Source organism: Enterococcus cecorum (assembly GCF_052119425.1).
Lineage (GTDB): Bacteria > Bacillota > Bacilli > Lactobacillales > Enterococcaceae > Enterococcus_E > Enterococcus_E cecorum_C.
Genome location: NZ_JBQKFH010000001.1, coordinates 59,060 through 82,850, shown reverse-complemented (window position 1 = coordinate 82,850; position 23,791 = coordinate 59,060). Strand labels below are relative to the sequence as shown.

The window sequence follows — 23,791 nt, the reverse complement described above, 5'->3', positions numbered from 1 at the left end:
CTACATCGTTTTCCAACACATACTTACAAAAATCCGTAATGATATGTAAAGCGTAAAAATAATGTTATTAGATTACTCATCCTTGAATATCCCTCGTTTTATTCAGATGTCCCCCCTTCATCCTTTACGATTCCAGCATAAAGATACTGCAGATAATTACGAAAAACTGTAATTATCTGCAGTATGATGTCATCTTGTTTCTAAATCGTGTAGTAATAAACCACTCAATAATTTTGGCTCAAACCAAGTAGATTTTGGTGGCATAATTTGGTTGTCATCTGCCACGGCTAATAAATCTTGCATCGAAGTCGGATAAAGCGCAAAGGCTACTTGAAAGGCCCCGCTATCCACTAAACGAGCCAATTCTTCTGAACCACGAATTCCCCCGACGAAATCAATCCGCGCATCGGTACGGACATCCATAATGCCAAAAATATCCTCAATCACATATTTTTGTAAAACTGCCACGTCCAATCCTTCTACGGCATCCGTTGGTCTTAAGCTTTCATCTAAAGTCAACGTATACCACTGATTTTGAAAATAAAGCTTGAACTCACCTTTTTGTTGTGATTTCGTTTCACTCGTTGGCTGAATGGTAAAGATTTTTGCTAAGCGTTCAAGAAAATCAGCTGGCGGCGTAACATTAATCACACGGTTATATTCTAAAATCTTTAATTCTTGTTCAGGAAAAATAATCGATAAGAAATAATCACTTTCTGCACTTGCTTGACCTTGTGCTCGTTTTTCTAAGCCAACTTTTACTGCTGAAGCCGCCCGATGATGACCGTCCGCAATGTATAAAGCCGGCACCTGTGCAAAAAGGGCAACCATTTGAGCAACTGTAGCTTCATCATCTACCACCCATAAGCGATGGGTAACACCATGATATTTGGTAAAATCATATACCGGCGCATGATTGGCTTTCCATTCCTCTACCAAATGTTGCATCGCCTGTGGTTGACGATAGCTTAAAAAGATTGGTGAAGTGTTGGCATCACAAGCTTTGATATGATTGATGCGATCTTGTTCTTTGGCTGGTCGGGTAAATTCATGCTTTTTAATTTGATCATTGACATAATCATCAATTGACGTGCTAGCCGCAATTCCTGTTTGCTTACGGCCATCCATCGTTAATTCATACAAATAAAAACATGGCTTATCCTCTTTTTTTAACCAACCTTTTTGCAAGAATTGTTGTAAGGTCTGATTGGCTAATTCATATACCTTTGGATCATATGGATTGAAATCATCGTCAAAGGCAATCTCACTACGATCAATATGATAATAACTATAAGGATTATCCTGAGATTCAACACGTGCTTCATTGGTGTCAATCACATCATAAGGTAAACAAGCCACTTGAGAAGCTAATTGCTCATTAGGACGGATTGCGCGAAAAGGTTGTACATCTACCATTAATAAGGGACCTCCGTATATTGAATACTGCGTACACGAATAATATCATCTTGTGTACTTAATTTTTCGACCACATCAGCAATGACTTGAGGATCTTGTTCATTCACATCCACCAGCGTATAGGCATACTCGTCACGCCCACGGTTTAACATGTTGTCAATATTAATATCTAAACTTGCAATCACCGCTGAAATCTTTCCAAGCATATTTGGAATATTGCGGTGAATAATAGATAGACGATAAGGCGATTGAAAGGCCATTTCAACCTGTGGGAAGTTTACCGAATATTTAATTGCACCTGTTTCTAAATAACGTTTGAGGGTACGAGCAGCCATCTTCGCACAGTTCACTTCCGCTTCTTGTGTAGAGGCTCCTAAATGCGGTAAAATCACAATATTTTCTTGATGAAGTAAGCGACTATCCGCAAAATCTGTCACATATCCTGCTAATTTTTTACTTGTTACAGCTTCTAAAACAGCATCGACATCGACAATTTCGCCACGAGAGAAGTTTAATAATTGCGCAGTGGGCTTCATCATACTAAACTCGCGAGTGGAAATCATGCCACGGGTCTTATCATTTAATGGTAAATGAAGCGTGATAAAATCGCAAGTCTGTAAAACTTCTTCTATTTGGGTGGCACGTTTGACACGACGAGAAATACTCCAAGCCGTATCCACAGAAACATAAGGATCATAGCCCACCACTTCCATGCCTAAGCGATAAGCATCATTGGCTACCATCGCACCAATTGAACCAAGCCCGATGACGCCAAGACGTTTTCCTTCTAATTCATTCCCTACAAATTGCTTTTTATTGACTTCGACTTGTTCTTCCGCATTTTCACCAGATAAGCTTTGAACCCACTGTGCGCCTTTTAAGATAGGACGCACACTCATTAAAAGACTTGCTAAAACCAATTCTTTCACCGCATTGGCATTGGCACCTGGTGTATTAAAGACGACAATGCCTTTTTCGGTACAAGCATCTACCGGAATATTATTGGTTCCTGCACCTGCTCTGGCTACGGCTAAAACTGAAGATGGAAAAGCATAATCATGTAACTTTTGACTTCTTAAAATAATCGCATCCGGCTGATCACTTTCATTAATCGCATAATTTTCCTTTTCAAAACGATTCAAACCTTCTGGCGCAATTGCATTAAATGTTTTAATTTGATACATTATTTTTCTCCTCCGTTTTCCGCTTCAAATGCCTTCATAAACGTAACCAACGCTTCGACCCCTTCATATGGAAAGGCATTATACAAACTAGCACGCATCCCACCAACACTGCGATGCCCTTTTAAATTTTGTAACCCTTGGGTTAAGGCTTGTTCATTAAATAATTGATCTAATGCTTCATCCCCAGTCACGAAAGGAATATTTGTAATGGAGCGATTCTTTTTCGCCACCGGATTTGAAAATAGTTTAGACTGATCAATGGTGTCATATAAAAGTTTGGCCTTGGCTTGATCTTGTTGAATCATCGCTGGTACGCCGCCTTGTTCTTTCACCCATTCTAAAACTAATTTCATGATATAAATGGCATAGGTAGGTGGCGTATTATAAAGGGAACGATTTTTCGCTTGTAAGGCAAAATCAAGCATCGGTGCAAAAATTGGTTCCTTATTCAATAAATCATCACGAATAATCACCAATGTCACCCCAGATGGTCCGAGATTCTTTTGCGCACCGGCATAAATCACGCCAAAATCTTCCACCTTGAAATCATTAGCTAAGATATTAGAAGACATATCTGCGACAATTGGCACCTTGCCGCAATCTGGTAACTTATCATAGGTCACCCCGCCGATTGTCTCATTAGTCGTAATATGCACATAAGCCGCGTTTTGGTCGACCTGATCAATGCTTACTTCAGGAACATAAGTAAAGTTTTGATCTTCACTACTTGCGATCACTTCCACTTCAACACCAGGGACTTGTTTGGCTGCTTGAATCGCTTTTTTGGCCCAAGCACCCGTATTTACATATAACGCTTTTTTGCCTTGAGCTAAATTAAGTGGAATCATACTAAATTGCAAGCTTGCCCCACCTTGAAGGAATAAAACATGATAATTATCAGGAATATTCATCAAATCGCGCAAATGTTGCTCACAATCTTTAATAATCGCATCGTAAAGTTTGGATCGGTGACTCATCTCCATCACTGACATACCACTTTGTTCGTAATTTAGGAATTCACTTTGAGCTTTTTGCAACACTTCTTTTGGTAAAACAGCTGGACCTGCAGAGAAATTAAACACAGAAATCACCAATCCTTTAAAATAATTTTGCTTGCCAAATCAAGGAATTTCTTGAATGTAAGCAAGCGATGAAAATTTTTCGTTTTCATTTTATGTGATTTACATTATATCAGATTAGAAAGGTTTAATAAAGTTTTAATTTAAATTATAACAAAAAAAATGAACGTTACAAAGAAAAACCTCTGTAACGTTCACACATTTCTATTTCAATAAATCTTTGGCCATCGCTAAGCAGCCAATAGTTGCCGCATTGTCGACCAATTTAGGAGTTACGATGTACTCTGATAATTCCGGCGTTTTCACATAATCTTTCAATAACTCTTTGAATTGACGATGCACACGTTCCATCATGTGTTCTTGTTTCATCACACCACCACCGAAGATTATCACATCAGGAGAGAGCATCAAAGTCGTATTATATGCACATTGCGCAATATAGTATGCTTCTTGTTCCCAGTATGGATGATCCGCTGGCACGTCTTGACCTTTGATTCCTAGACGTTTTTCCACTGCAGGTCCAGCTGCCATTCCTTCTAGACAGTTACCGTGGAATGGACAAGCACCTTTAAAATCATCATCTTTATGAGGAACCACTAGCATATGGCCCATTTCTGGATGGCTGAATCCTTCTACAAAACGTCCATCTTGAATGGCACCACCACCTACACCAGTACCGATTGTGTAGTAAACCACGCTATGTTTACCTTGACCATGACCATAATAATATTCTCCATAAGCCGCTGCGTTCACGTCAGTCGTCCATGCAATTGGCACATCGAAAACAGCCTTTAACGCACCGACAAAGTCATAGTTTTGCCAAGCTAATTTTGGTGTTGAAGTGATATAACCATAAGTTGGTGAATCAGGATGAATATCGATAGGCCCAAATGAACCAACACCGATACTTGCTAATTCATCTTGATATTTTTTAAAATAGTCAATCACCGCACTCATTGTTTCTTCTGGTGTGGTGGTTGGAAAACTCACACGTTCTAAGATTTCTAATTCTTCATTACCGATGGCGCAAACAAATTTTGTTCCACCTGCTTCAATTGATCCGTAATACACAAAAATCACTCCCATGAACATTGATATTCTTATTATAAAACGCTTTATCAGGAAAGTATACCCTTTCATGACACTTTGTTCAAAATTTATCGAACAAAACAAATTGGTTAGAAAAATCCAATATGAATGGATTTCCCAACCAATCCAATTATTGTTTACAAGGCAAGCTACTTCACGACCTTTTTATTATTTTACGTTTAGTATTACTTCTTTTGCTGCGACTTCGCCTGTTTTAACTGGTGCGACTTCTGCATAGTTGTCCGTATTTGTCACAATTAACATCACTGTAGTATCGTAACCATCTTTGCTAATAGCATTACGGTCAAAAGTACCTAGTAATTCGCCAGCAACTAAACGATCTCCTTGTTTTTTCTTAGAAGTAAAGTGTTTACCTTCTAAGTTCACTGTATCAATACCGATATGGATAAGAATTTCTACGCCATCATCGCCTTTAATACCATATGCGTGCATAGAAGGATAAAAGACTGTTAATTCACCGCTAACTGGTGCGTAGACTTCATTAGCACTTGGCTTAATCGCAATCCCTTTCCCCATCATTTCACTTGAAAATACTGGGTCATTTACAGTGTTTAGTGCCACAGCTTCACCTGATACCACAGCAGCCACTTCACCTGGATTTAAGTTCACAGCGCTTACAACAACTTCCTGATTTTCTTCTTTTTTACCGAATAATTTGCCAAATAGTCCCATATCGATTGCTCCTTTATTTGAATTTTCACCATGTGGGAACAGTTCTACATTTTTATCATACTAAATTTTCTGATTTTGTCAACCGCATTCATGACAAATATATTATAATACAAGTTTTTTATATTTGCGAATAAACCTTTTTAGTTCCTTCGATATAAAAGACAGAGGTAAGCACTTCTTGGCCATCATTGACAAAGATTTCAATGCTTTGCTGATCGATATACGCGGTCAAATGAGTCGCTTGAATTTGCACACCACGGTATAAAACAGGATTGCGTTCTTCGCCAATTAGCTGATACTTCAGATTTTTTCTATCAATATAAACTTCTTTTCTAAAAGCGTCATACCCAAAAGAAATATAATCCTCTTTGGTTCCTAATTTCAATTCAATCGTATCTTTAATGTCGATTTCAAGTTTTGAAGGTTGGTTCAATTCTTCGTTTAATTCAACCTCTACGAACTGATTAGCCAAACTTTCGGGTAGTTTTTGAATGATCTGGTTTTCCTGCACGCTTAAGATTCGAGGCAAACACATCGAGCCAAACCAGCCATGTTGTAATTGATCTGTAATCAGTGGTCGTCCCCAAGTATGCATCCAAGCAATCATGATTCGTTCATTATTTGCATTTTTAGTTGTTTGAGCAGCATAAAAGTCATGACCATGGTCAATTTCTTTCAGATTGCTAGGATAAAATTTCCCTACTTGCCAGTCCACTCGACCTTGCATAATGATATTTGAATTTTGATTATTAAAGTCTAAATACTCAGAATGATATTGCATTGGAGACACAATCAGATAACTTTGACCATCCATTTCAAAATAATCCGGACATTCCCAGACAATGCCTTGATTTTGCTCACCTTTTAGAAAAATCGACTTATAAGACCAATCAAGCAAATTCTCAGATTCTATTAATACTACACAACCAACTTGATCCAAATGCTGAGTCGCAACCACTGCATAATACTTGCCATCTTTTTCAAATAATTTTGGGTCTCGAAAATCACTTCTACTAATTTCATTAGGTAATTGTTGACCTGTAATAACTGGATTTTCCTTAATTTTATGGAAAGTAATACCATCAGTAGAGTAAGCCATATTCTGCACTTGAGAAATTGAGCCATCTTCATTCACAATATGGCCGGTATACATTAACCAAAGTGTATCATCAACTACTAAAGCTGAACCTGAAAAACAACCATTTTTGTCATAATCTTGATCTGGTGCTAAGGCGATAGGTAAATATTCCCAATGCGCTAAATCCTTACTTTTCGCATGACCCCAATGCATTGTATCCCATTTACTATCATATGGATTATATTGATAAAAAAGATGATATTCTCCTTTGTAATATACAAAGCCATTAGGATCGTTCATCCAACCGATTTCTGGAATAAAATGTAGTTTAGGTTGATAGGTTGCCGTCACATGATGTTTGTTTGCTTGAATATATTCATTTGCACGTTCAATACTATACATGAATATCCTCCTATTGATTCTTTTGATTGCTATCATAATATTTTTGCTTAATCTTCAACCAATCGTTTAAGCCATATTTATCTAGCTCTTTCAAATAACTGTCCCATTCTTTATCAATATTGCCATTTACAATCCATTCTGCACGTTTACGATAAATATAATCATTCATATCTGCTTCTACTTGGCTAATCTTGTCTAAATCTTTTTCTTTCATGAATACTTTTGGATAGATATTTTCATTATCCATATAAGGAACATAGTATTCTTTCAACAAATCTAAACGCCATTTTGCATCATCAGGCATTGTGGTCACTTTTCCATAATAACTATTTAGAATGGCTAATGGTCCACCAATTTCAGTCTTTTGACGCAATTCAGCTGGTGCCGTACCTTCTAATGGTAAGTGTTTCAATGAATTGGTTGCTTTATCAAATTCGAAAATATTTTGTTGTTTCTTATCGCCATAAGTTCCCCAGTTATTTTGGACGGATTGAAGTGGTCGATATTGATAATCAATCCATTTGGCAGTTAACTCAAGGTTTTTATTGGCACTTGTAATCACCATACGATCGCGTTGGAATCCCATACCATTTGAGCGAGTAATATGTTTTTTACCACTTGGGCCAGCCAATGCAGGTAATACATCATAAGAATCATTCATGCCTGATACATTCGCCTTATCCCAAGTAAAGTAAACACCATAACGTTTATCCGCACCTTTGGCAATATAAGTATTCCAGTCTTGTTCAAAAGCTTCTTTATCAATTAATCCTTTTTCTTGTAATTGGCGCATAAATTTAACGCCTTCTTTATATTCTTCATTATCAGCAGTAAAATCGACTGTACCATCATTATTTACAACTAAATGATCATCATTGTCCCCAATACCAAATGCTCCAAACAACATTTTGAAGTCTTCATTACCTCCACCATTTACAAAGGACATCGGAATTTCATCTTGTTTACCATTTCCGTTTGGATCTTGCGTTTTAAAGGCTTCTAAAACTTTCACTAAATCATCTGTTGTTTGTGGCATTGGCAAGTTCAATTTTTTCAACCAATCAACATTAATCCAAGCCATATCATTCACACTATGAATAGACTCTTTACCTTCACCTAATTCTTCAATCCAAGGGAAAGAATAAATATGTCCATCCGGTGCTGTAATCATGGATTTGTATTGAGGGTTTTCATCAAGAATTTTTTTCAAGTTAGGCATATAGTCTTTAATTAAATCTTCTACAGGAACGATGACGCCTTGTTTTGCCCAGTTCATTAATTCCACATCTGAAGCCCCATCATTATGAATGGCATCTGGTAAATCCCCAGATGAGATATCTAGATTTCGTTTTTCAGCAAAATCAGATTGATAATTCGTCCAATCAATATGAACATTTGTCGCTTTTTCCATCCGCTTTAAAATCAATTTTTGGTTTGGATTTTTTGGTGATAATGGTGAAGAAGAAGTCATAAATTTCAAAGTCACTTCATCTTTTAAAGGAAATTTCACTTTTTCTAATTTATAATCTGGGCTCGCTGCTTCATCTTTTTTGCTACAACCTGCTAATAAAAGTGCACTGCTCGCTACCAAAACACTACCTACTGTCATCCATTTTTTCATGATATTTTTCTCCAATCTAAAATTATTTTTATCCTTTAAGTGAACCAACCATAATTCCTTTATCAAAGTATTTTTGGAAGAACGGATACATAACAATCAATGGTAAACTTGAAATGACAATTGTCGCATATTTAATCATTTCAGCCAAGCGCTTCATCTCGTTCATTGCAGCTTGTGCCCCAATCATATCTTTGGCTGGTTGACTTTGAATTAAGATTTTACGTAAAACTAATTGCAATGGTTCTAAATTCGGATCCTTGATATAAATCATCGCATCAAAATATGAATTCCATTGGCCAACAAAAGCATACAAGAATAATACAAACATAATTGGTTTCGCTAAAGGTAACATAATTTTCAAGAATATCTGCAAGTCATTTGCACCATCAATCACTGCTGCTTCAACCAATTCTTTTGGTAATCCTTGGAAATAAGTCCGCGCTAAAATAATATTCCATACATTTACAGCACCAGGTAAAACAATCGCCCACATTGTATTTAGCATACCTAATTGTTTAATCAAAAGGTAAGTTGGGACTAACCCACCGCTAAAGAACATCGTAATGATTAAAAAGATATTGACCCATTTACGTCCAACTAACTCTTTATTTGCTAATGGATAAGCGGTTAATACAGAAATCGCAACGGTTAAAACTGAGAAAGTAAAGGAATATAATAGTGAGTTTAAAAATCCTCGAAGTATCGACTTATCACTAAATACTCTGGCATATCCTTCTGTTGTCCAATCTTTTGGGTTAAAACTAATTCCTTTGCTCACTAATACTTGCGGATCCATAAAAGAAGCGACAAGAATATAAACTAAAGGAACCAACGTAATTAGTACTAAAAAAGCAATAATAATCTTATTTAATACCAACATTCTTTTATCAAACTTGGTATACATTTTCATATTCATACGATTTTCCCTCCTATAATCCTTGACCATCATTAACTTTAGAAACTAGTTTATTCACCGCCACAAGCAAGATTACATTAATCACCGTATTAAACAAGCCAACTGCTGTAGAATAAGAATAATCACCAGAGACTAGCCCCACTTTATAAACATAAGTCGCAATAATTTCAGATGAAGTAAGGTTGAGTGAAGTTTGCATCAAATAAGCTTTTTCATACCCAACGCTCATAATGCCTCCAGCTGCTAAAATAAACTGAATCACCATAATTGGTTTTAAGGTTGGAATGTCAATGTGCCAAATACGTTGAAAAATATTCGCACCATCTAATTTTGCTGCTTCAACTAATGAGGTATCCACATTTACTAAAGTCGCGGTATACAATGTCGAAGCCCAACCCATTCCTTGCCAAATCCCACTAAAGATATAGAGTGGACGGAACCAATCAGGATCAGTTAAGAAGCTCGCTTTTATCCCAAAGAAACCAAGAATATGATTCACCGGTCCGTCTACTGAGAAGAACAAGAAAATCATCCCAACAATGACAACCACTGAAATAAAATTCGGTGCATATAATACCAATTGAATCCGTTTCTTTGCTTTTTCACTCAATAATTGATTTAACATAATGGCTAAAATAATCGGTGGCAAAAAGCCGAGTAGCAATCCATAAACACTTAATTTCAGAGTATTCATCAATAAATTCATAAAATTAGGTGAAGAGAGGAATTTTTCAAACTCAGAAAAGCCAATCCACGGACTGCCAAGTATCCCTCGCAATGGATTATAATCTTTAAAGGCAATGAGCACACCGTACATCGGAATATACTTAAAAATAAAAGTTAATACTAATCCAGGCACTAACATCGCAAGTAATAATTTCTGTTTTTTCACCTTTTGAAGGAATGAATCACTCTTATTCGCTGATACTTTATTCATAATTTCCTCCTTTTTTGAAACGTTTCATTTTTGTTTTAAAAGTAAAGAGAGTCGCGCGTAACCTCTCTAACTTTTTTGAAACGTTTCAAATTTTGCTAAATAAAAAAAGTCATTTCTGACAACTTGATACTAACATTGGTAACGCTTCCTGTCAATAGATTTTTTTAATTTTTTGTAGTTGGACCCTCTATATAGCTTACTGGTAAGATATACTGTAACTTTTCAGGTGACTCTCCCGCAATTTTCTGTACAATCAACTCAACAGCTTTTTGGGCCATTAATTCCAACGGTTGACGGATAGTCGTAACTGGTGTGTTTCGTTCCACAGACATTTTAATCCCATCAAAACCGATCACTTGAACATCTTCTGGTACGCTTTTACCAATTAGCTTCAATTCCTCTATCACATCTAATGCCGTAAAATCATTAATTGCAAATATTGCATCAATGAATGGATTTTCTAATAGAAATTGATGTAGCTTTCCTTTAAAATCAGTAAATGGTTCTTCTAAATCAAAAGCAACAAATGGTAGGCCCGCATTTAAAATGGTTTTTTCAAAATATTGTCGGCGTTTTTTCGTCTCATTGATGGTTTTGTTATGACTTCCCACAAAAGCAAAATGAGTGCCCCCTTTTTCGATTAGCTTTTCTGCTGCAATTGTCGCACCTAGCGCATTATCTGCTGAAATACAAGCAATATTTTTATCTGTATATACACGGTCAATACTTACAAAAGGTACATTGGTCGATAAATATTCTTCAATTGGACTATAAGTAATCGCAATAATGCCATCAACTTTATTTTGCTCTAACATTTGGATAATTTCCACTTCTGAATTATACTGACCAATATTACATAAAAGTGTTTTATATCCTTTGCTTGCTAACAATTGTTCGATGTATTGTGCGAATTCACTAAAAAATGGATGCCAAATCGTGGGAACTATCAAACCAATTGTCGATGTTTGATTTTTCTTCATCCCTCTAGCATAAGCATTTGGAATATAATTTAATTCTTTTATCGCAGCCTCCACTTTATTTAATGTAGACTGTTTGATACCACTTTCATTATTTATCACGCGAGAAACTGTTCCAACACTCACACCTGCTAATTGAGCCACATCTTTCATTGTAATTGATTCTTTTGCTTTCTCCACTCAAATCACCTCCTTACATGGATAGTAACATAATCAACAAAAAATGTCTTTAAAAAATTGACTTCTTTTTACTTTTCAAAATATATATCTAATTCTATAATATACCTACCAATAAAAAGGAGTGGTTTCATGCAATATTACGATCAACATTTACATACGTTCTTGTCTTTTGATTCTGAAGAGCAATTCGAGAATTATCTTGCGTATCAACCTGAAATATTTGTTGCCACGGATCATTTAGACTTAAAAAATCCATGTAGTCAGTATCAAGATGATATCCCGGACTATGAAAAACTCGTGCAAAAACATCAAGAATTAGCCGACAAATATCCTACACGTCTATTAAAAGGCATCGAACTAGGCGTCGTGCCTGGTCAAGAGCGTCAAATTCAAGATTACCTTGCCAGTCATCCTTATGATTTAAAGCTATTGAGCATTCACCAAAATGGACAATTCGATTATATGGATGATGTCGTGCTCTCCAAAGACAAATTTGAAGTGGCATCTGAGTATTTTAATCAAATGGAACACGTACTAAAAAGCTTTAGCGGTGCACAGATTTTAACGCATTTTGAATATGGTTTACGCCGCTTAGCCTTTAATCCTGAAGAATTAGGAGAACATTACGAAAAACAATTAACACGCATCTTACAACTCATCATCGGAAAAGAAATGGCCCTAGAATTAAATGCTAAAAGCTATGGAAAATATCAAAACAAAGCGCTGTATGACTACATTATCCCACTTTATCGCTCGCTTGGTGGTCAACTCTTTACACTTGGTTCGGATGCCCATGTCGCAAGTGATTATCGCTTATTATTTGCGGATATGTCAAGCTTACTGGAAAAACATGGCGTGAATCAACTAGCTGTCTATCTAGATGGTAACTGGCAATTGACACCATTAGCCAAATAAACGTAATAAAAGCCGCTGGAATCATCCAACGGCTTATTTTTTTATGCTTGGTAAGTTAATGCACGTAAAGCTTGGTCTACTTTTTCAGCAGCTAGACGTCCCTCACGAATGCCCCAAATGACTAAACTTGGGCCACGTTTAGCATCTCCAGCAACCAAAACACGTTCATTATTGGTTGTCGAATCATCATAGACCTCTTTGACACCAAAACTTTCTAACAGACTATTTTCCGCACCTAAAAATCCCATCGCCAGTAAAACTAAATCAGCTTTCATCACTTGTTCTGTTCCTGGAATTGGTTGGAATTTTTGGTCCACTTTCACTGTTTCAATCCCGATTAGTTGCCCGCGTTCTGCTCCAATAAACCCAGTAGTTGAAGTGCTATAGTATGTCAATTGTTCCTTTTCAAAAACAGTCAATGCTTCTTCTTGACCATAGCCGACACGATTAATCATCGGATATTCTGGCCATGGGTTATCGCTTTGACGTTCTAAGGGTAGTTGTGGCGTGATTTCTAATTGTTTAACAGAAGCAGCGCCTTGACGAATGGCTGAACCGATACAGTCATTTCCCGTATCGCCACCACCAATGACAATCACATGCTTTCCTTCTAATTTACGACTCGTCGCTTCTTTACCGTGCTTTAAGACATCTTTTGTCGCTTCAGTTAAGTAATCAACGGCAAATTTCACACCATTTAATTCACGACCAGGGACTTTCAAATCACGTGGCACACTTGCACCAGCGGCAATAATGACACGATCAAAATCACGCTGTAACTCTTCAGCCGTAATATCACGACCAATTTCCGTATTCGCCACAAAATGAATGCCCAATTCTGCCATTAAATCAATCCGTCGTTGTACGATTTCTTTATCTAGCTTCATGTTTGGAATCCCATACATCAATAAACCACCAAAGCGATCACTACGCTCAAAGACGGTGACTTCATGGCCTAATTGATTCAAGCGCCATGCCGCACTTAAACCAGCCGGGCCACTACCGACAATCGCCACTTTAAAGCCCGTTCTTTGTGCTGGCTGACCGGATTCTTTCACCCAACCATTTTCAAAGGCGGTGTCAATAATAAAGCGTTCATTATCATGAATCGTAACACCTGAACCATTTAAAGACTCGGTACAAGCTTTTTCACAAGGTGCCGGACACACACGACCCGTCATTTCTGGTAATGGGTTGGTACGTGCTAAGCGTTCGAAAGCAGCTTTGAAGCGACCCTGATAAACCAAATCATTCCACTCAGGGATTAGATTATCATTGGGACAACCTGACACCGCGCGCTTGCCACCATAAAAGGTCCCAGTGTGACAAAACGGAATCCCACAATTCATACAACGAGAAGCTTGTTCTTGACGTTCTTCAACTGAAAGGGGAATCTGTAATTCGCGCCAATCTTTAATTCGCTCGTCTACTTTGCGATATGGATTTTCTTTTCTTGCATGTTTTAAAAAACCAAATGGATCTGCCATAACATTCTTACCCCTTTCCTTGTGCTTGTGGGATACTTAATTGTGGTCCCACGACTTTTTCAAATGCTTGGTTGACTAATTCTTCGCCTGTTAAACCAGTTCGTGCCAATTCTTCCGTCGCATCTACCATTCGATGATATTCATGTGGATAAACTTTGACAAAGAATTGTTGCTGATTCTCCCAGTCACTCAAGATTTCAGCCGCTTTTACGGAATCTGTATACATTAGATGCTTTTCGATTAATTCTTTTAAGACTTCATCGCCAGTTGTTTGGCCGACTGGATATAAATCAACCATTTCCAAATTACAACGTTGGCTAAAGGTTTGCTCTGGATCATAGACATAGGCTACCCCACCAGACATTCCAGCACCAAAGTTTCGACCAGTCTTACCTAAGATGACCGCCACACCACCAGTCATGTATTCACAACCATGGTCACCACAGCCTTCTACCACGACATGAGCCCCGCTATTTCTAACGCAGAAACGCTCACCGGCTAATCCTCTAAAGAAAGCTTCCCCGCGGTTGGCACCAAAGCAGGCAACATTCCCAACGATTGGTGAATGTTCGATATCATAAGCCGCATCTTTGGGTGGCACGATAATCATGCGACCACCACTTAGACCTTTCGCTACATAGTCATTGGCCTCGCCGATTAGTTTTAATTCCATTCCTTGGGTTAAGAAAGCCCCAAAACTTTGACCGGCAATACCTGTATATTCATATTTGATTAGACCTGGATCAACTTCATAATTTCCAAATCGTTCCGCAATCCAACCAGCCATCCGTGTACCGACACTACGATTGACATTGTTGATGCTTTGACTAACGGTAACAGCTTGTTTGGCTTCAATCGCTCCTTTGGCAAAGCTATCTAAATCTTTCCATTGACGTTTTTCATAGAATGGATCAACCACTTTACGTTCAATCCCGATTTCATGGCCAATCATGCGTGAATGGTCTAATGATTTCGCCTTTCCTTTTGCAACAAAGCGTGCTTGTAAGTTTTCCCCGTGACCAACCATTTCATCGACTGTCTTAAAGCCTAATTCAGCCATCACTTCACGTAGATTTTCTGCTAAGAACATCATCATATTAATGACATGTTCAGGCTTACCGGCAAAGAATTTACGTAAGGCTGGATTTTGTGTGGCTACCCCGACTGGACATGTATTTAAGCTACATACACGCATCATGACACAACCGATAGAGACCAAAGCTAAAGAGGCAAAACTAAATTCCTCTGCACCTAGTAACGCCGCAATCGCAATATCACGACCCGTCATCAATTTACCGTCTGTTTCTAAGGTCATGCGTTGACGTAAATGGTTCATAGATAAGGTTTGATGGGCTTCAGCTAATCCCATTTCCCATGGTAGACCAGCATCACGTACAGAGTTTCTCGGAGAAGCACCGGTACCACCATCATAACCAGAAATCACGACCACATCGGCACCCGCTTTAACCACACCAGTCGCAATCGTACCCACACCTGTACTAGAAACCAACTTCACATTGATTTTGGCATATGGATTAATCGTCTTTAAGTCATAAATTAACTGTGCCAAGTCCTCGATAGAATAGATATCATGATGTGGTGGTGGTGAAATCAACATAACCCCTGGCGTTGAACCACGAATTTCCGCTACCCAAGGGAAGACTTTCTTCGCTGGCAACTGACCGCCTTCACCTGGTTTTGCCCCTTGTGCCATCTTGATTTGAATTTCATCGGCACTCATCAAGTATTCCGCATTAACCCCAAAACGACCAGAAGCCACTTGTTTGATGCGGCTATTGAAGTTACGCCCGTCTGCTTGCACCTTGAAACGATTGCGATTTTCACCACCTTCCCCGCTATTGGATTTTCCGCCAATATGGTTCATCGCTTCAGCTAAACATTTATGCGCTTCTTCACTCAAAGAACCATAAGACATCGCCCCAACTTTAAAACGTTTGACAATGCGTTCAGCTGGCTCGACTTCATCAAGTGAAATACTTGGACGAGTCTTTTTAAATTCCCATTGTGAGCGAATGGTGGTAGGATTTTCCGCCATTTCTGCTTCCATCTGCGCCACATATTCTTTAAATAATGCATAATCGCCGGCACGTACTGCTTTTTGGAAATTATAAATTGTTCTAGGATTGTATAAATGATGTTCACCGTCTGATTTGTATTGGAAACTACCGCCAGATGGCAAGTAATCATTGGCTTTAGGACCATAGGCAAGCTCATAGCGTTTAGCATATTCTTCTTCAATTTGCTCTAAACTTAAACCGCCAATTCGAGTTTGCGTACCAGTAAAGTATTCATTCACAACTTTCTCACTTAGCCCAACTGATTCAAATAGTTGTGCCCCATGATAACCCGCAATCGTCGAAATCCCCATCCGCGACATCACCTTGATAATGCCTTTTTCACACGCATGACGGTAATTTTCTAGTTTGTCGGTCAATTCAAGATGCGCTAAAGTACGATAAGCCCCATAAGGATGAATCGCCCCTGCACCATAGCCTACCAACATCGCATAATGATGCACTTCGCAGACCTCAGCTGTATCGACAACAATCGAAGCCAAAGCCGCCTTGCCTTGACGGACTAAGAAATTATGCAAACCAGAAACCGCTAATAGAATCGGCATCGCAAGTTTTCCTTTTTGATAATCACGATCAGATAAAATCAAAATCGTGGCGCCTTGGTCGATGGCACGTTCACTTTCTCGACATAATTGTTCTAACGCTTTTTCGAGTGTATGACGTTTATCTGGTTCATAATCATAGAGTGTCGATAAAGTCACAGCACGATGATTTTTTTGTTTTAAGGATTGAATCTTTAAGAAATCTTCAGTTGAAATCACCGGTGAATCCACTTTTAATTTCGTACAGTTCTTCTCAATATCAGCCTTAACATCCACATCGCGACCTAAGAATAACTCTGTACCAATGACCATCTTTTCACGAATCGCATCAATTGGCGGATTGGTGACTTGCGCGAATTGTTGCTTAAAGTACGTAAATAAAGACTGTGGATTCTTACTTAATACCGCTAATGGAGAGTCAAATCCCATAGAAATAACCGGTTCTTGCCCGTCTTTAGCCATTGGAATAATCACGGTACGAATCATTTCATCGGTGTATCCAAAGACTTTCCACATTTGTTGCATGTCACGTTCGCTATAGCTTGCCGCAGTTTGTTTAACGGGGGCAATTTTGTCTAAAGTTAACGTATTTTTCGCAATCCATTTTTCATACGGATGTTGGCTCGCATAATGGGCTTTGACTTCTGCTGAATGCATGATTTTACCAGTTTTGGTATCCACTAAGAAGAAATTGGCTGGTCCTAATACACCTTTTTCAATCACGGTACTTGGCTCAAGGTCAACCACACCAGATTCAGAAGCTACAACCACTAAACCATCTTTGGTAATCGAATATCGTGAAGGTCGCAATCCATTACGATCAAGAGCAGCCCCTACTAATTGACCATCAGTAAAACATAAAGCAGCTGGTCCATCCCATGGCGCCATAAAACTTGCATTATATTCATTGAAAGCTGTTTGGCTGGCAGATAGATTGGCTTCTTTAGACCACGCCTCAGGGACCATCATCATTAACGCATGCGCCATATCACGACCATTGCGATAAAGGTATTCCATACAGTTTTCTAATTTCGCAGAGTCAGAGTTTTCTTCATCATAGACTTCAATCTGATGAGAGTGCATCCAGTTTTCCGCACCACGTAAGGTATTAATTTCACCATTGTGGGCTAAAAAGCGGAAAGGTTGCGCACGATTCCAACTAGGGAAAGTATTGGTTGAAAAGCGCGAGTGGGTTAAGGCAATACTTGTTTCCATCGCTTCATCTTGTAAATCTAGATAGAATAGACGCACTTGATAAGCATGCAACATCCCCTTATAACAAATTGTCTGACTCGATAACGTACAAATCGTCAAATCACTTGCTAGATACGTTTTTTCTAATTTGCGACGAAGCAAGAATAATTGATCTTCAAATGCTCGTCCTGCCTTCGTATCCACTGGTTTTTCAATAAAAATTTGGACAAAACTTGGCATCACTTTTTGGGCACCAGGTCCACAATTTGAAAATGCATATGGGACATCTCTTTGCCATAAGACATGATAGCCTGCTTGTTCAATATCATTGACAATCGCCTGTTGTAAAGTTGCTTTTTGCTCGGCTTCTTTTGGTAAAAATAGCATGGCCACCGCATAATCATCTTTTGGTGGTAATTGTACGCCTACTTCTTGCGCTTTTTTCTGGAAGAAACTATCAGGTATGGCCATTAAAATCCCTGCCCCATCACCCGTATCAGGCTCCGCACCAGTTCCCCCACGGTGATTCATTCTTTCTAACATGGTTAATGCATAGTCGACTAGTTGGTGACTTGCTTTGCCATCTTTTTGCGCGATAAATCCCATCCCACAAGCATCTTTTTCAAATGAAGGATCATACATTAATTTTGATTTTTCTGCTGTCGTCATTGATTACACCTTCCTTTTTTCATCTAAACCTACCAACAATCAATTTTCTCATTTATTATTAATTTTCAATGAGTTTATTTAAGAATATTTTTAATATTACATAAATTTTTAGAAAATTCCAATATATTTTTCACTGTTTTCATTGAGAATCGTTATCAATAGACTAAAAACCAACAAAATACTCGGTGTTCATTCACATTCTTACAAAAAAAGAGGAAAGCACCTACCAGCTTTCATCGACTGGTCGGCGATTTCCTCTAAAAAACTTAGTTATGATTTTTATTCAAAGCCTACTTTTGCTTCTTCAGGAAATTCTGATTCAATCACTTCTGCACAGTGTTCACATACATGTTCTAGATGTTCGTGGTCACTTAATTTAGCTTTGACTTGACGACAACGATCACATACATGACCTTCTGCACGTTCCACTAAGATTGCTACATCTTCAAATTTTTGAGCAGCTTCAGGCGCACTTGCTAGACCTTCTTCGCTGACAGTAAAGAAGTCTGGTGAAATGATTAATAACTGTGGTAAGTTTACATTTAAAGCAGTTAATAAAGCACGAACTTGTTCATTTGGATAAACCGTTACTTTCGCTTCCATTGATTTACCAATTAATTTTTCATTACGCGCAACTTCTAAAGCTTTCAATACATCATCTCTAAAGTCCATGAAGGCTTTCCACATATCAAGTAATTCTTCTTGATTCGCAAAAGTTTCAACTTCAGGGAATTCAGCTAATTGTACATATTCTTCCTCTTCTTTTAGGTAGCTCCAGATTTCTTCAGCCGTATGTGGGATAATTGGCGTTAATAATTTTGTCAAGGCCACAGCAGTATCATAAAAGACAGTTTGCATGCAGCGACGTTCATGATTATCAGCCGCTTCGATATAGACCACATCTTTGGCAAAATCTAAGTAGAATGAAGAAAGGTCAATGGTTAAGAAGTTCACAACTGTACGATAGATGTGTAAGAAGTTGTATTTGTCATAACCTTCTTTTCTGATTTGTTCGATGGTTTGATTTAAACGAACCATCATGTATTTATCTACAGAGCGTAAATCTTCATAAGCCACACGATTTGCTTTTGGATCAAAGTCAGTCGTATTTGCTAATAAGAAACGCATGGTGTTACGGATTTTACGATAAACTTCAGATACTTGTGCTAAGATATCCATCGACACACGTACATCAGATTCATAGTCCACACTACTTACCCATAGACGTAAGATATCAGCACCCATTTGTTTAATAACTGTTTCCGGAACAATCGTATTTCCTAATGATTTACTCATCTTGCGGCCTTCACCATCTAAAGTAAATCCTTGAGATAAGACTGCTTTATAAGGTGCAACTCCATTGATAGCTACACTTGTTGTAATACTTGAGTTGAACCAACCACGGTATTGGTCAGAACCTTCTAAGTACATATCAGCTGGGAATTTCAATTCAGGACGATTACGTAACACACCTTCATGTGAAGAACCAGAGTCAAACCATACGTCCATGATATCTGTTTCTTTTGTGAAGATACCATTTGGTGAACCTGGATGTGTAAAGCCTTCTGGTAATAAATCTTTAGCTTCACGTTCAAACCAAACATTTGAACCATATTCAGCAAATAATTCAGCAACATGTTCGATGGTTTCATGAGTAAGGATTGCTTCTCCATTTTCTGCATAGAATACAGGTAATGGCACACCCCAAGCACGTTGACGAGAGATTACCCAGTCACCACGGTCACGAATCATGTTATACAGACGAGTTTTACCCCATGGGATAATCCAGTCTACTTTTTCGACTTCATCAAGGATATCTTGACGGAATTTATCAATTGAAGCAAACCATTGCGGCGTTGCACGATAAATAACAGGTTTCTTTGTACGCCAGTCATGTGGGTAGCTATGGGTGAAGAAATCAAGTTTTAATAAAGAACCATTTTCTTCAAGCATCTTGGTGACAACTGGATTGGCTTTGTCATAGAACATTCCTTCAAAACCAGGTGCTTCAGCTGTATAGTAACCACGGCTATCTAATGGAGAAAGCACATCTAAACCATATTTCTTACCAACGATGTAGTCTTCTTCCCCGTGTCCTGGAGCGGTATGAACTAAACCAGTACCGGCATCCAAAGTAACATGATCACCTAACATTAATAATGAAGTACGATCATAGAAAGGATGTTGTGCCGTCATTAAATCAAGGACTTCCCCTTTGAATTCTTGTAAGACTTCAACATTTTCCCAACCAATTTCTTTAGATACAGTTTCTAATAGGTCTTTCGCAACGACAAATTTGCGACCATCTGCTTTGATTTGTACATAGTCAAAATCAGGATTAGCAGAAATACCTAAGTTAGCAGGCAAGGTCCATGGCGTAGTTGTCCAGATAATGAATGAAGTATCCGTATCTAATAAATCTTTTCCATCTACCACTTTGAAAGCAACGTAAATTGATGGTGATTTCACATCATGATATTCGATTTCGGCTTCAGCTAGTGAAGATTCACTTGATGGTGACCAGTAAATTGGTTTCAACCCTTTGTAGATATAGCCTTTTTCAGCCATCTTACCAAATACACGAATTTGAGCTGCTTCATAATCAGGTGTTAAAGTGACATATGGATGTTCCCAATCACCAGAAACACCTAAGCGCTTGAAGTCAGCACGTTGTTTATCTACTTGAGATAACGCATAATCATGACAAAGTTTACGATATTCAACGATATCCATTTCCTTACGTTTAACACCTTGTTTGGCTAAAACTTGCTCGATTGGTAGACCGTGTGTATCCCAACCAGGTACATAAGGTGCGCGGAAGCCTGACATAGACTTGCTGCGGATAATGATATCTTTACTGATTTTATTTAAAGAATGTCCTAAATGGATGTTCCCGTTCGCATATGGAGGGCCATCGTGTAGAACAAAACTTGGTTTACCTTCATTTAATTTTTGACGTTGACCATATAAATCTTTTTCGTCCCATTCCTTTTGCCATTCGCCTTCACGGTTTGGCAAGTTCCCACGCATTGGAAAACCAGTTTTTCCAAGATGGAGTGTTTCTTTCAATTTCATTTATCTTGTCTCCCCTTTTAATTATTAAAAATCATCTAAAAAATAATTCAGTGGACCAATCAAGTCGCTTCACATCCATGTTTAATCTGTGTTCGCCGGCTCACATCCTTAATCATCGGCGTTCAACAGCTAGACATTGTGAAATTCGCCCTCCCGCTTGAGAAAATCTCCTTTCATCCGATTTTCTCAGCGGTAGGTAAGCACACGAATTTCTTCATGTCTGACCAGCTGTTTCACGTCCTAAATAAAAAAAGTCCCTATGCTAATTCAGCATAGGGACGAACGAAATCGTGGTACCACCCAAAATTTAAAGATATAAAATCTTCCTTTTGACATCGATATCGAGATGAGCCGTCTACCCTTACTTACCATATACGATGGGTTCAGGATAGTAAACTTAGGATGATCTGCATTATTCCAGGGTTTACCGGTCTTTCACTCTCACCGACTCGCTAGGAAAAATAAAATAATGCTTTCTGTTCCACTAATATTTATTCAGTTAAAGATGAATCAGTTTCATCGTCTTCTTGATTAGAAACTTCTAATTGAGAGTTTACTTCAACATCCACCTCGTTGTCAAGTGTTTGTTCTAAAACTTCTTTCAAAACAGTAGATGAATCTGGCACATAAGTTGAAAATGGTGCCAAAATATCATCCCATTCTGGACTTTTCACTTCTTGTAATTGGGTTTCAAGCTTCAGTAATAAGCTATTGTAAAAGACGCGTGTTTTCTTCTTCAAATCGTTGGTTTCTAGAACTAATTGACGCGCATTTTGAGTGGCATCTGAAAGAATTTCTTTTGCTTTATCTTCTGCCGCTTGTGTAATTTGGAAAGCACGTTTTTCCGCATCTGCAACCAATTCATTGGCTTTATTTTGTGCAGAAGTTACTAATACTTCAGATTCTTTGGTAGCACTTGATTTCACCTTATCTGCTGTATCTTGTGCCACAATGATAGATTGATTTAACGCATCTTTTAATTCGTTAAAATAAGCTAATTTTTCTTCCGCATGCTTTAAAGATTTTTCTAGCTCACGATTTTTTTGCACAGCAATTTCATAATCACGCGCTACTAAATCTAAAAAGTCTAATACCTCATCACGATCAAAGCCGCGCATCTTATTTGAAAATACTTTATTTTGAATATCTAATGGAGTTAAAGCCATGGCAATCACCTCATAATATTTATTTACGTAACACACCCAATGATAAACGAATTTTTTCTTTCTTAGTCGTCCCTTCAATCGCACGAATCTGCAGGCGACCAAATCCTCTTATTGATACAATATCTAATAAATCCAAAACAAAATCCGCTCTTTGCAATTCCATCCAATTGAGCTTAACCTTATTGGATTCGATGAGTTGTTTTGAACGTTGACGCGAGATATTAAAGACATTGGATATCACCACATCGATCCGCAAAGAGCTCACAATTGCCTGTTCTAAGGTCCAATCATCTTTAGGAACAATTAATTCTGTATAGTTGGCTTGCTCTAAACGCACCGAGATTTTGCCAATTTTTTCTACCTGAGTCTGCACATAATGACTAATTTCTTTAGACATTAAGACTTGCCAATTTTCCCCATCAGAAATAATATCACCGAATGATTGACGTTTTAACCCAGTAGATAATAAAGTCCCTAGAATCTTACTATGACTTAATTGAGCAAACTTTTTAGGATATTGAATGGTAAAGAGTGTAATTTCAAAATCTTCTTGCGTTGGAATATAATAATCTGGATAAATCAAACAGCGCGTTCGCTCACTTGATTCATAACCACCATAAAAACGAAAACCTAAATCAGAATTTTGACGGATCAATGTCTCTAAAATATAGGCTTGTCTTGGATCTAAAAAGTCAGTTAGAACGGGCGCATATTGCATTTCCACTTTTTCTAACCATTCTTCTACAGTGTCAATAAAAGGGCGCTCATCTTCCCGAAAATGTTGATACACATTTGCGTTCAAAAAAGCCACCCCCTTTAATTAATATACAAAAAATAATAAAATACGAATCAATGCCTGACTAGCTAATTGTAACACTAAAACGGCAAAAATAATCGTAAAGTCAACCGGTCCGAATTGTAATTTCACCCGATCAAATATACTTAAATATGGCTCACAAATCTTACTTAAAAGTTGGCCAAATTTACTTTGGTATCCACCTGGGAACCAAGATAATAATGCATAGATAACAAGTAATGTTGTATAAAGATATACTACATCACCAATTAATTTAAT

The 23,791-nt window shown here is 38.0% G+C and carries 17 protein-coding genes; 1 reads left to right on the top strand and 16 read right to left on the bottom strand.

The window, feature by feature from the left end; translation table 11 throughout:
- Positions 1-189: 189 nt before the first annotated feature.
- The 10 genes from ACTQZM_RS00320 to ACTQZM_RS00275 form a co-directional block, all read right to left on the bottom strand.
- Positions 190-1,416: a DUF1015 domain-containing protein gene (locus tag ACTQZM_RS00320; RefSeq protein WP_441652526.1), complete on the bottom strand. Its 1,227-nt coding sequence runs from the start codon at positions 1,414-1,416 to the stop codon at positions 190-192.
- Positions 1,416-2,600, bottom strand: a complete 1,185-nt coding sequence (locus ACTQZM_RS00315; RefSeq protein WP_441652525.1) for a phosphoglycerate dehydrogenase — start codon at positions 2,598-2,600, stop codon at positions 1,416-1,418. The genes ACTQZM_RS00320 and ACTQZM_RS00315 overlap by 1 nt, the downstream gene beginning before the upstream one ends.
- Positions 2,600-3,688, bottom strand: a complete 1,089-nt coding sequence (gene serC / locus ACTQZM_RS00310) for a 3-phosphoserine/phosphohydroxythreonine transaminase (protein WP_441652550.1) — start codon at positions 3,686-3,688, stop codon at positions 2,600-2,602. The genes ACTQZM_RS00315 and serC overlap by 1 nt, the downstream gene beginning before the upstream one ends.
- 195 nt (positions 3,689-3,883) lie before the next feature.
- A complete protein-coding gene (gene scrK, locus ACTQZM_RS00305) occupies positions 3,884-4,750 on the bottom strand; it encodes a fructokinase ScrK (protein WP_287852187.1) in 867 nt (288 codons plus the stop codon).
- A 186-nt stretch (positions 4,751-4,936) separates the two neighbouring features.
- Positions 4,937-5,461: a PTS sugar transporter subunit IIA gene (locus ACTQZM_RS00300; protein ID WP_243197841.1), complete on the bottom strand. Its 525-nt coding sequence runs from the start codon at positions 5,459-5,461 to the stop codon at positions 4,937-4,939.
- Between the two features lie 118 nt (positions 5,462-5,579).
- Positions 5,580-6,941 carry a glycoside hydrolase family 32 protein gene (locus ACTQZM_RS00295; RefSeq protein ID WP_441652524.1) on the bottom strand — a complete coding sequence of 454 codons (1,362 nt, stop codon included), beginning with the start codon at positions 6,939-6,941 and terminating at the stop codon, positions 5,580-5,582.
- 10 nt (positions 6,942-6,951) lie between these two features.
- On the bottom strand, positions 6,952-8,562 hold the full coding sequence (locus tag ACTQZM_RS00290) for an ABC transporter substrate-binding protein (protein ID WP_441652523.1): 1,611 nt from the start codon (positions 8,560-8,562) through the stop codon (positions 6,952-6,954).
- 28 nt (positions 8,563-8,590) lie between these two features.
- Positions 8,591-9,478: a carbohydrate ABC transporter permease gene (locus ACTQZM_RS00285; RefSeq protein WP_243197844.1), complete on the bottom strand. Its 888-nt coding sequence runs from the start codon at positions 9,476-9,478 to the stop codon at positions 8,591-8,593.
- Positions 9,479-9,491: 13 nt separating this feature from the next.
- Entirely contained in the window at positions 9,492-10,415 is a 924-nt protein-coding gene (locus tag ACTQZM_RS00280) for an ABC transporter permease (RefSeq protein ID WP_248624166.1), read from the bottom strand.
- Between the two features lie 164 nt (positions 10,416-10,579).
- Positions 10,580-11,572, bottom strand: a complete 993-nt coding sequence (locus tag ACTQZM_RS00275; protein ID WP_441652522.1) for a LacI family DNA-binding transcriptional regulator — start codon at positions 11,570-11,572, stop codon at positions 10,580-10,582.
- Positions 11,573-11,701: 129 nt separating this feature from the next.
- Here ACTQZM_RS00275 and ACTQZM_RS00270 point away from each other — a divergent pair, with 129 nt between their 5' ends.
- Entirely contained in the window at positions 11,702-12,487 is a 786-nt protein-coding gene (locus ACTQZM_RS00270) for a PHP domain-containing protein (protein ID WP_441652521.1), read from the top strand.
- A 41-nt stretch (positions 12,488-12,528) separates the two neighbouring features.
- Here ACTQZM_RS00270 and ACTQZM_RS00265 read toward each other — a convergent pair whose 3' ends face one another.
- The 6 genes from ACTQZM_RS00265 to ACTQZM_RS00240 all read right to left on the bottom strand — a co-directional run bounded on the left by ACTQZM_RS00265 (position 12,529) and on the right by ACTQZM_RS00240 (position 23,791).
- Positions 12,529-13,974, bottom strand: coding sequence for a glutamate synthase subunit beta (locus ACTQZM_RS00265; protein WP_113784632.1), 1,446 nt, complete (start codon positions 13,972-13,974; stop codon positions 12,529-12,531).
- 7 nt (positions 13,975-13,981) lie between these two features.
- Positions 13,982-18,475: a glutamate synthase large subunit gene (gltB, locus tag ACTQZM_RS00260; protein ID WP_441652520.1), complete on the bottom strand. Its 4,494-nt coding sequence runs from the start codon at positions 18,473-18,475 to the stop codon at positions 13,982-13,984.
- Positions 18,476-18,754: 279 nt separating this feature from the next.
- Positions 18,755-21,550: an isoleucine--tRNA ligase gene (ileS, locus tag ACTQZM_RS00255; RefSeq protein WP_441652519.1), complete on the bottom strand. Its 2,796-nt coding sequence runs from the start codon at positions 21,548-21,550 to the stop codon at positions 18,755-18,757.
- Positions 21,551-22,041: 491 nt separating this feature from the next.
- Positions 22,042-22,716, bottom strand: coding sequence for a DivIVA domain-containing protein (locus ACTQZM_RS00250; protein ID WP_349277341.1), 675 nt, complete (start codon positions 22,714-22,716; stop codon positions 22,042-22,044).
- Positions 22,717-22,735: 19 nt separating this feature from the next.
- On the bottom strand, positions 22,736-23,518 hold the full coding sequence (locus ACTQZM_RS00245) for a YlmH family RNA-binding protein (protein WP_441652518.1): 783 nt from the start codon (positions 23,516-23,518) through the stop codon (positions 22,736-22,738).
- Positions 23,519-23,536: 18 nt separating this feature from the next.
- Positions 23,537-23,791, bottom strand: a complete 255-nt coding sequence (locus ACTQZM_RS00240; protein ID WP_441652549.1) for a YggT family protein — start codon at positions 23,789-23,791, stop codon at positions 23,537-23,539.

Bases quoted from the DNA above. Each gene is read 5' to 3' on its own strand.
- ACTQZM_RS00300 (WP_243197841.1), bottom strand. From the start codon at position 5,461: ATGGGACTATTTGGCAAATTATTCGGTAAAAAAGAAGAAAATCAGGAA.
- ACTQZM_RS00265 (WP_113784632.1), bottom strand. From the start codon at position 13,974: ATGGCAGATCCATTTGGTTTTTTAAAACATGCAAGAAAAGAAAATCCA.
- ACTQZM_RS00290 (WP_441652523.1), bottom strand. From the start codon at position 8,562: ATGAAAAAATGGATGACAGTAGGTAGTGTTTTGGTAGCGAGCAGTGCA.
- gltB (WP_441652520.1), bottom strand. From the start codon at position 18,475: ATGACGACAGCAGAAAAATCAAAATTAATGTATGATCCTTCATTTGAA.
- ACTQZM_RS00295 (WP_441652524.1), bottom strand. From the start codon at position 6,941: ATGTATAGTATTGAACGTGCAAATGAATATATTCAAGCAAACAAACAT.
- ACTQZM_RS00320 (WP_441652526.1), bottom strand. From the start codon at position 1,416: ATGGTAGATGTACAACCTTTTCGCGCAATCCGTCCTAATGAGCAATTA.
- ACTQZM_RS00285 (WP_243197844.1), bottom strand. From the start codon at position 9,478: ATGAATATGAAAATGTATACCAAGTTTGATAAAAGAATGTTGGTATTA.
- ACTQZM_RS00270 (WP_441652521.1), top strand. From the start codon at position 11,702: ATGCAATATTACGATCAACATTTACATACGTTCTTGTCTTTTGATTCT.
- ACTQZM_RS00280 (WP_248624166.1), bottom strand. From the start codon at position 10,415: ATGAATAAAGTATCAGCGAATAAGAGTGATTCATTCCTTCAAAAGGTG.
- ileS (WP_441652519.1), bottom strand. From the start codon at position 21,550: ATGAAATTGAAAGAAACACTCCATCTTGGAAAAACTGGTTTTCCAATG.
- ACTQZM_RS00250 (WP_349277341.1), bottom strand. From the start codon at position 22,716: ATGGCTTTAACTCCATTAGATATTCAAAATAAAGTATTTTCAAATAAG.
- ACTQZM_RS00315 (WP_441652525.1), bottom strand. From the start codon at position 2,600: ATGTATCAAATTAAAACATTTAATGCAATTGCGCCAGAAGGTTTGAAT.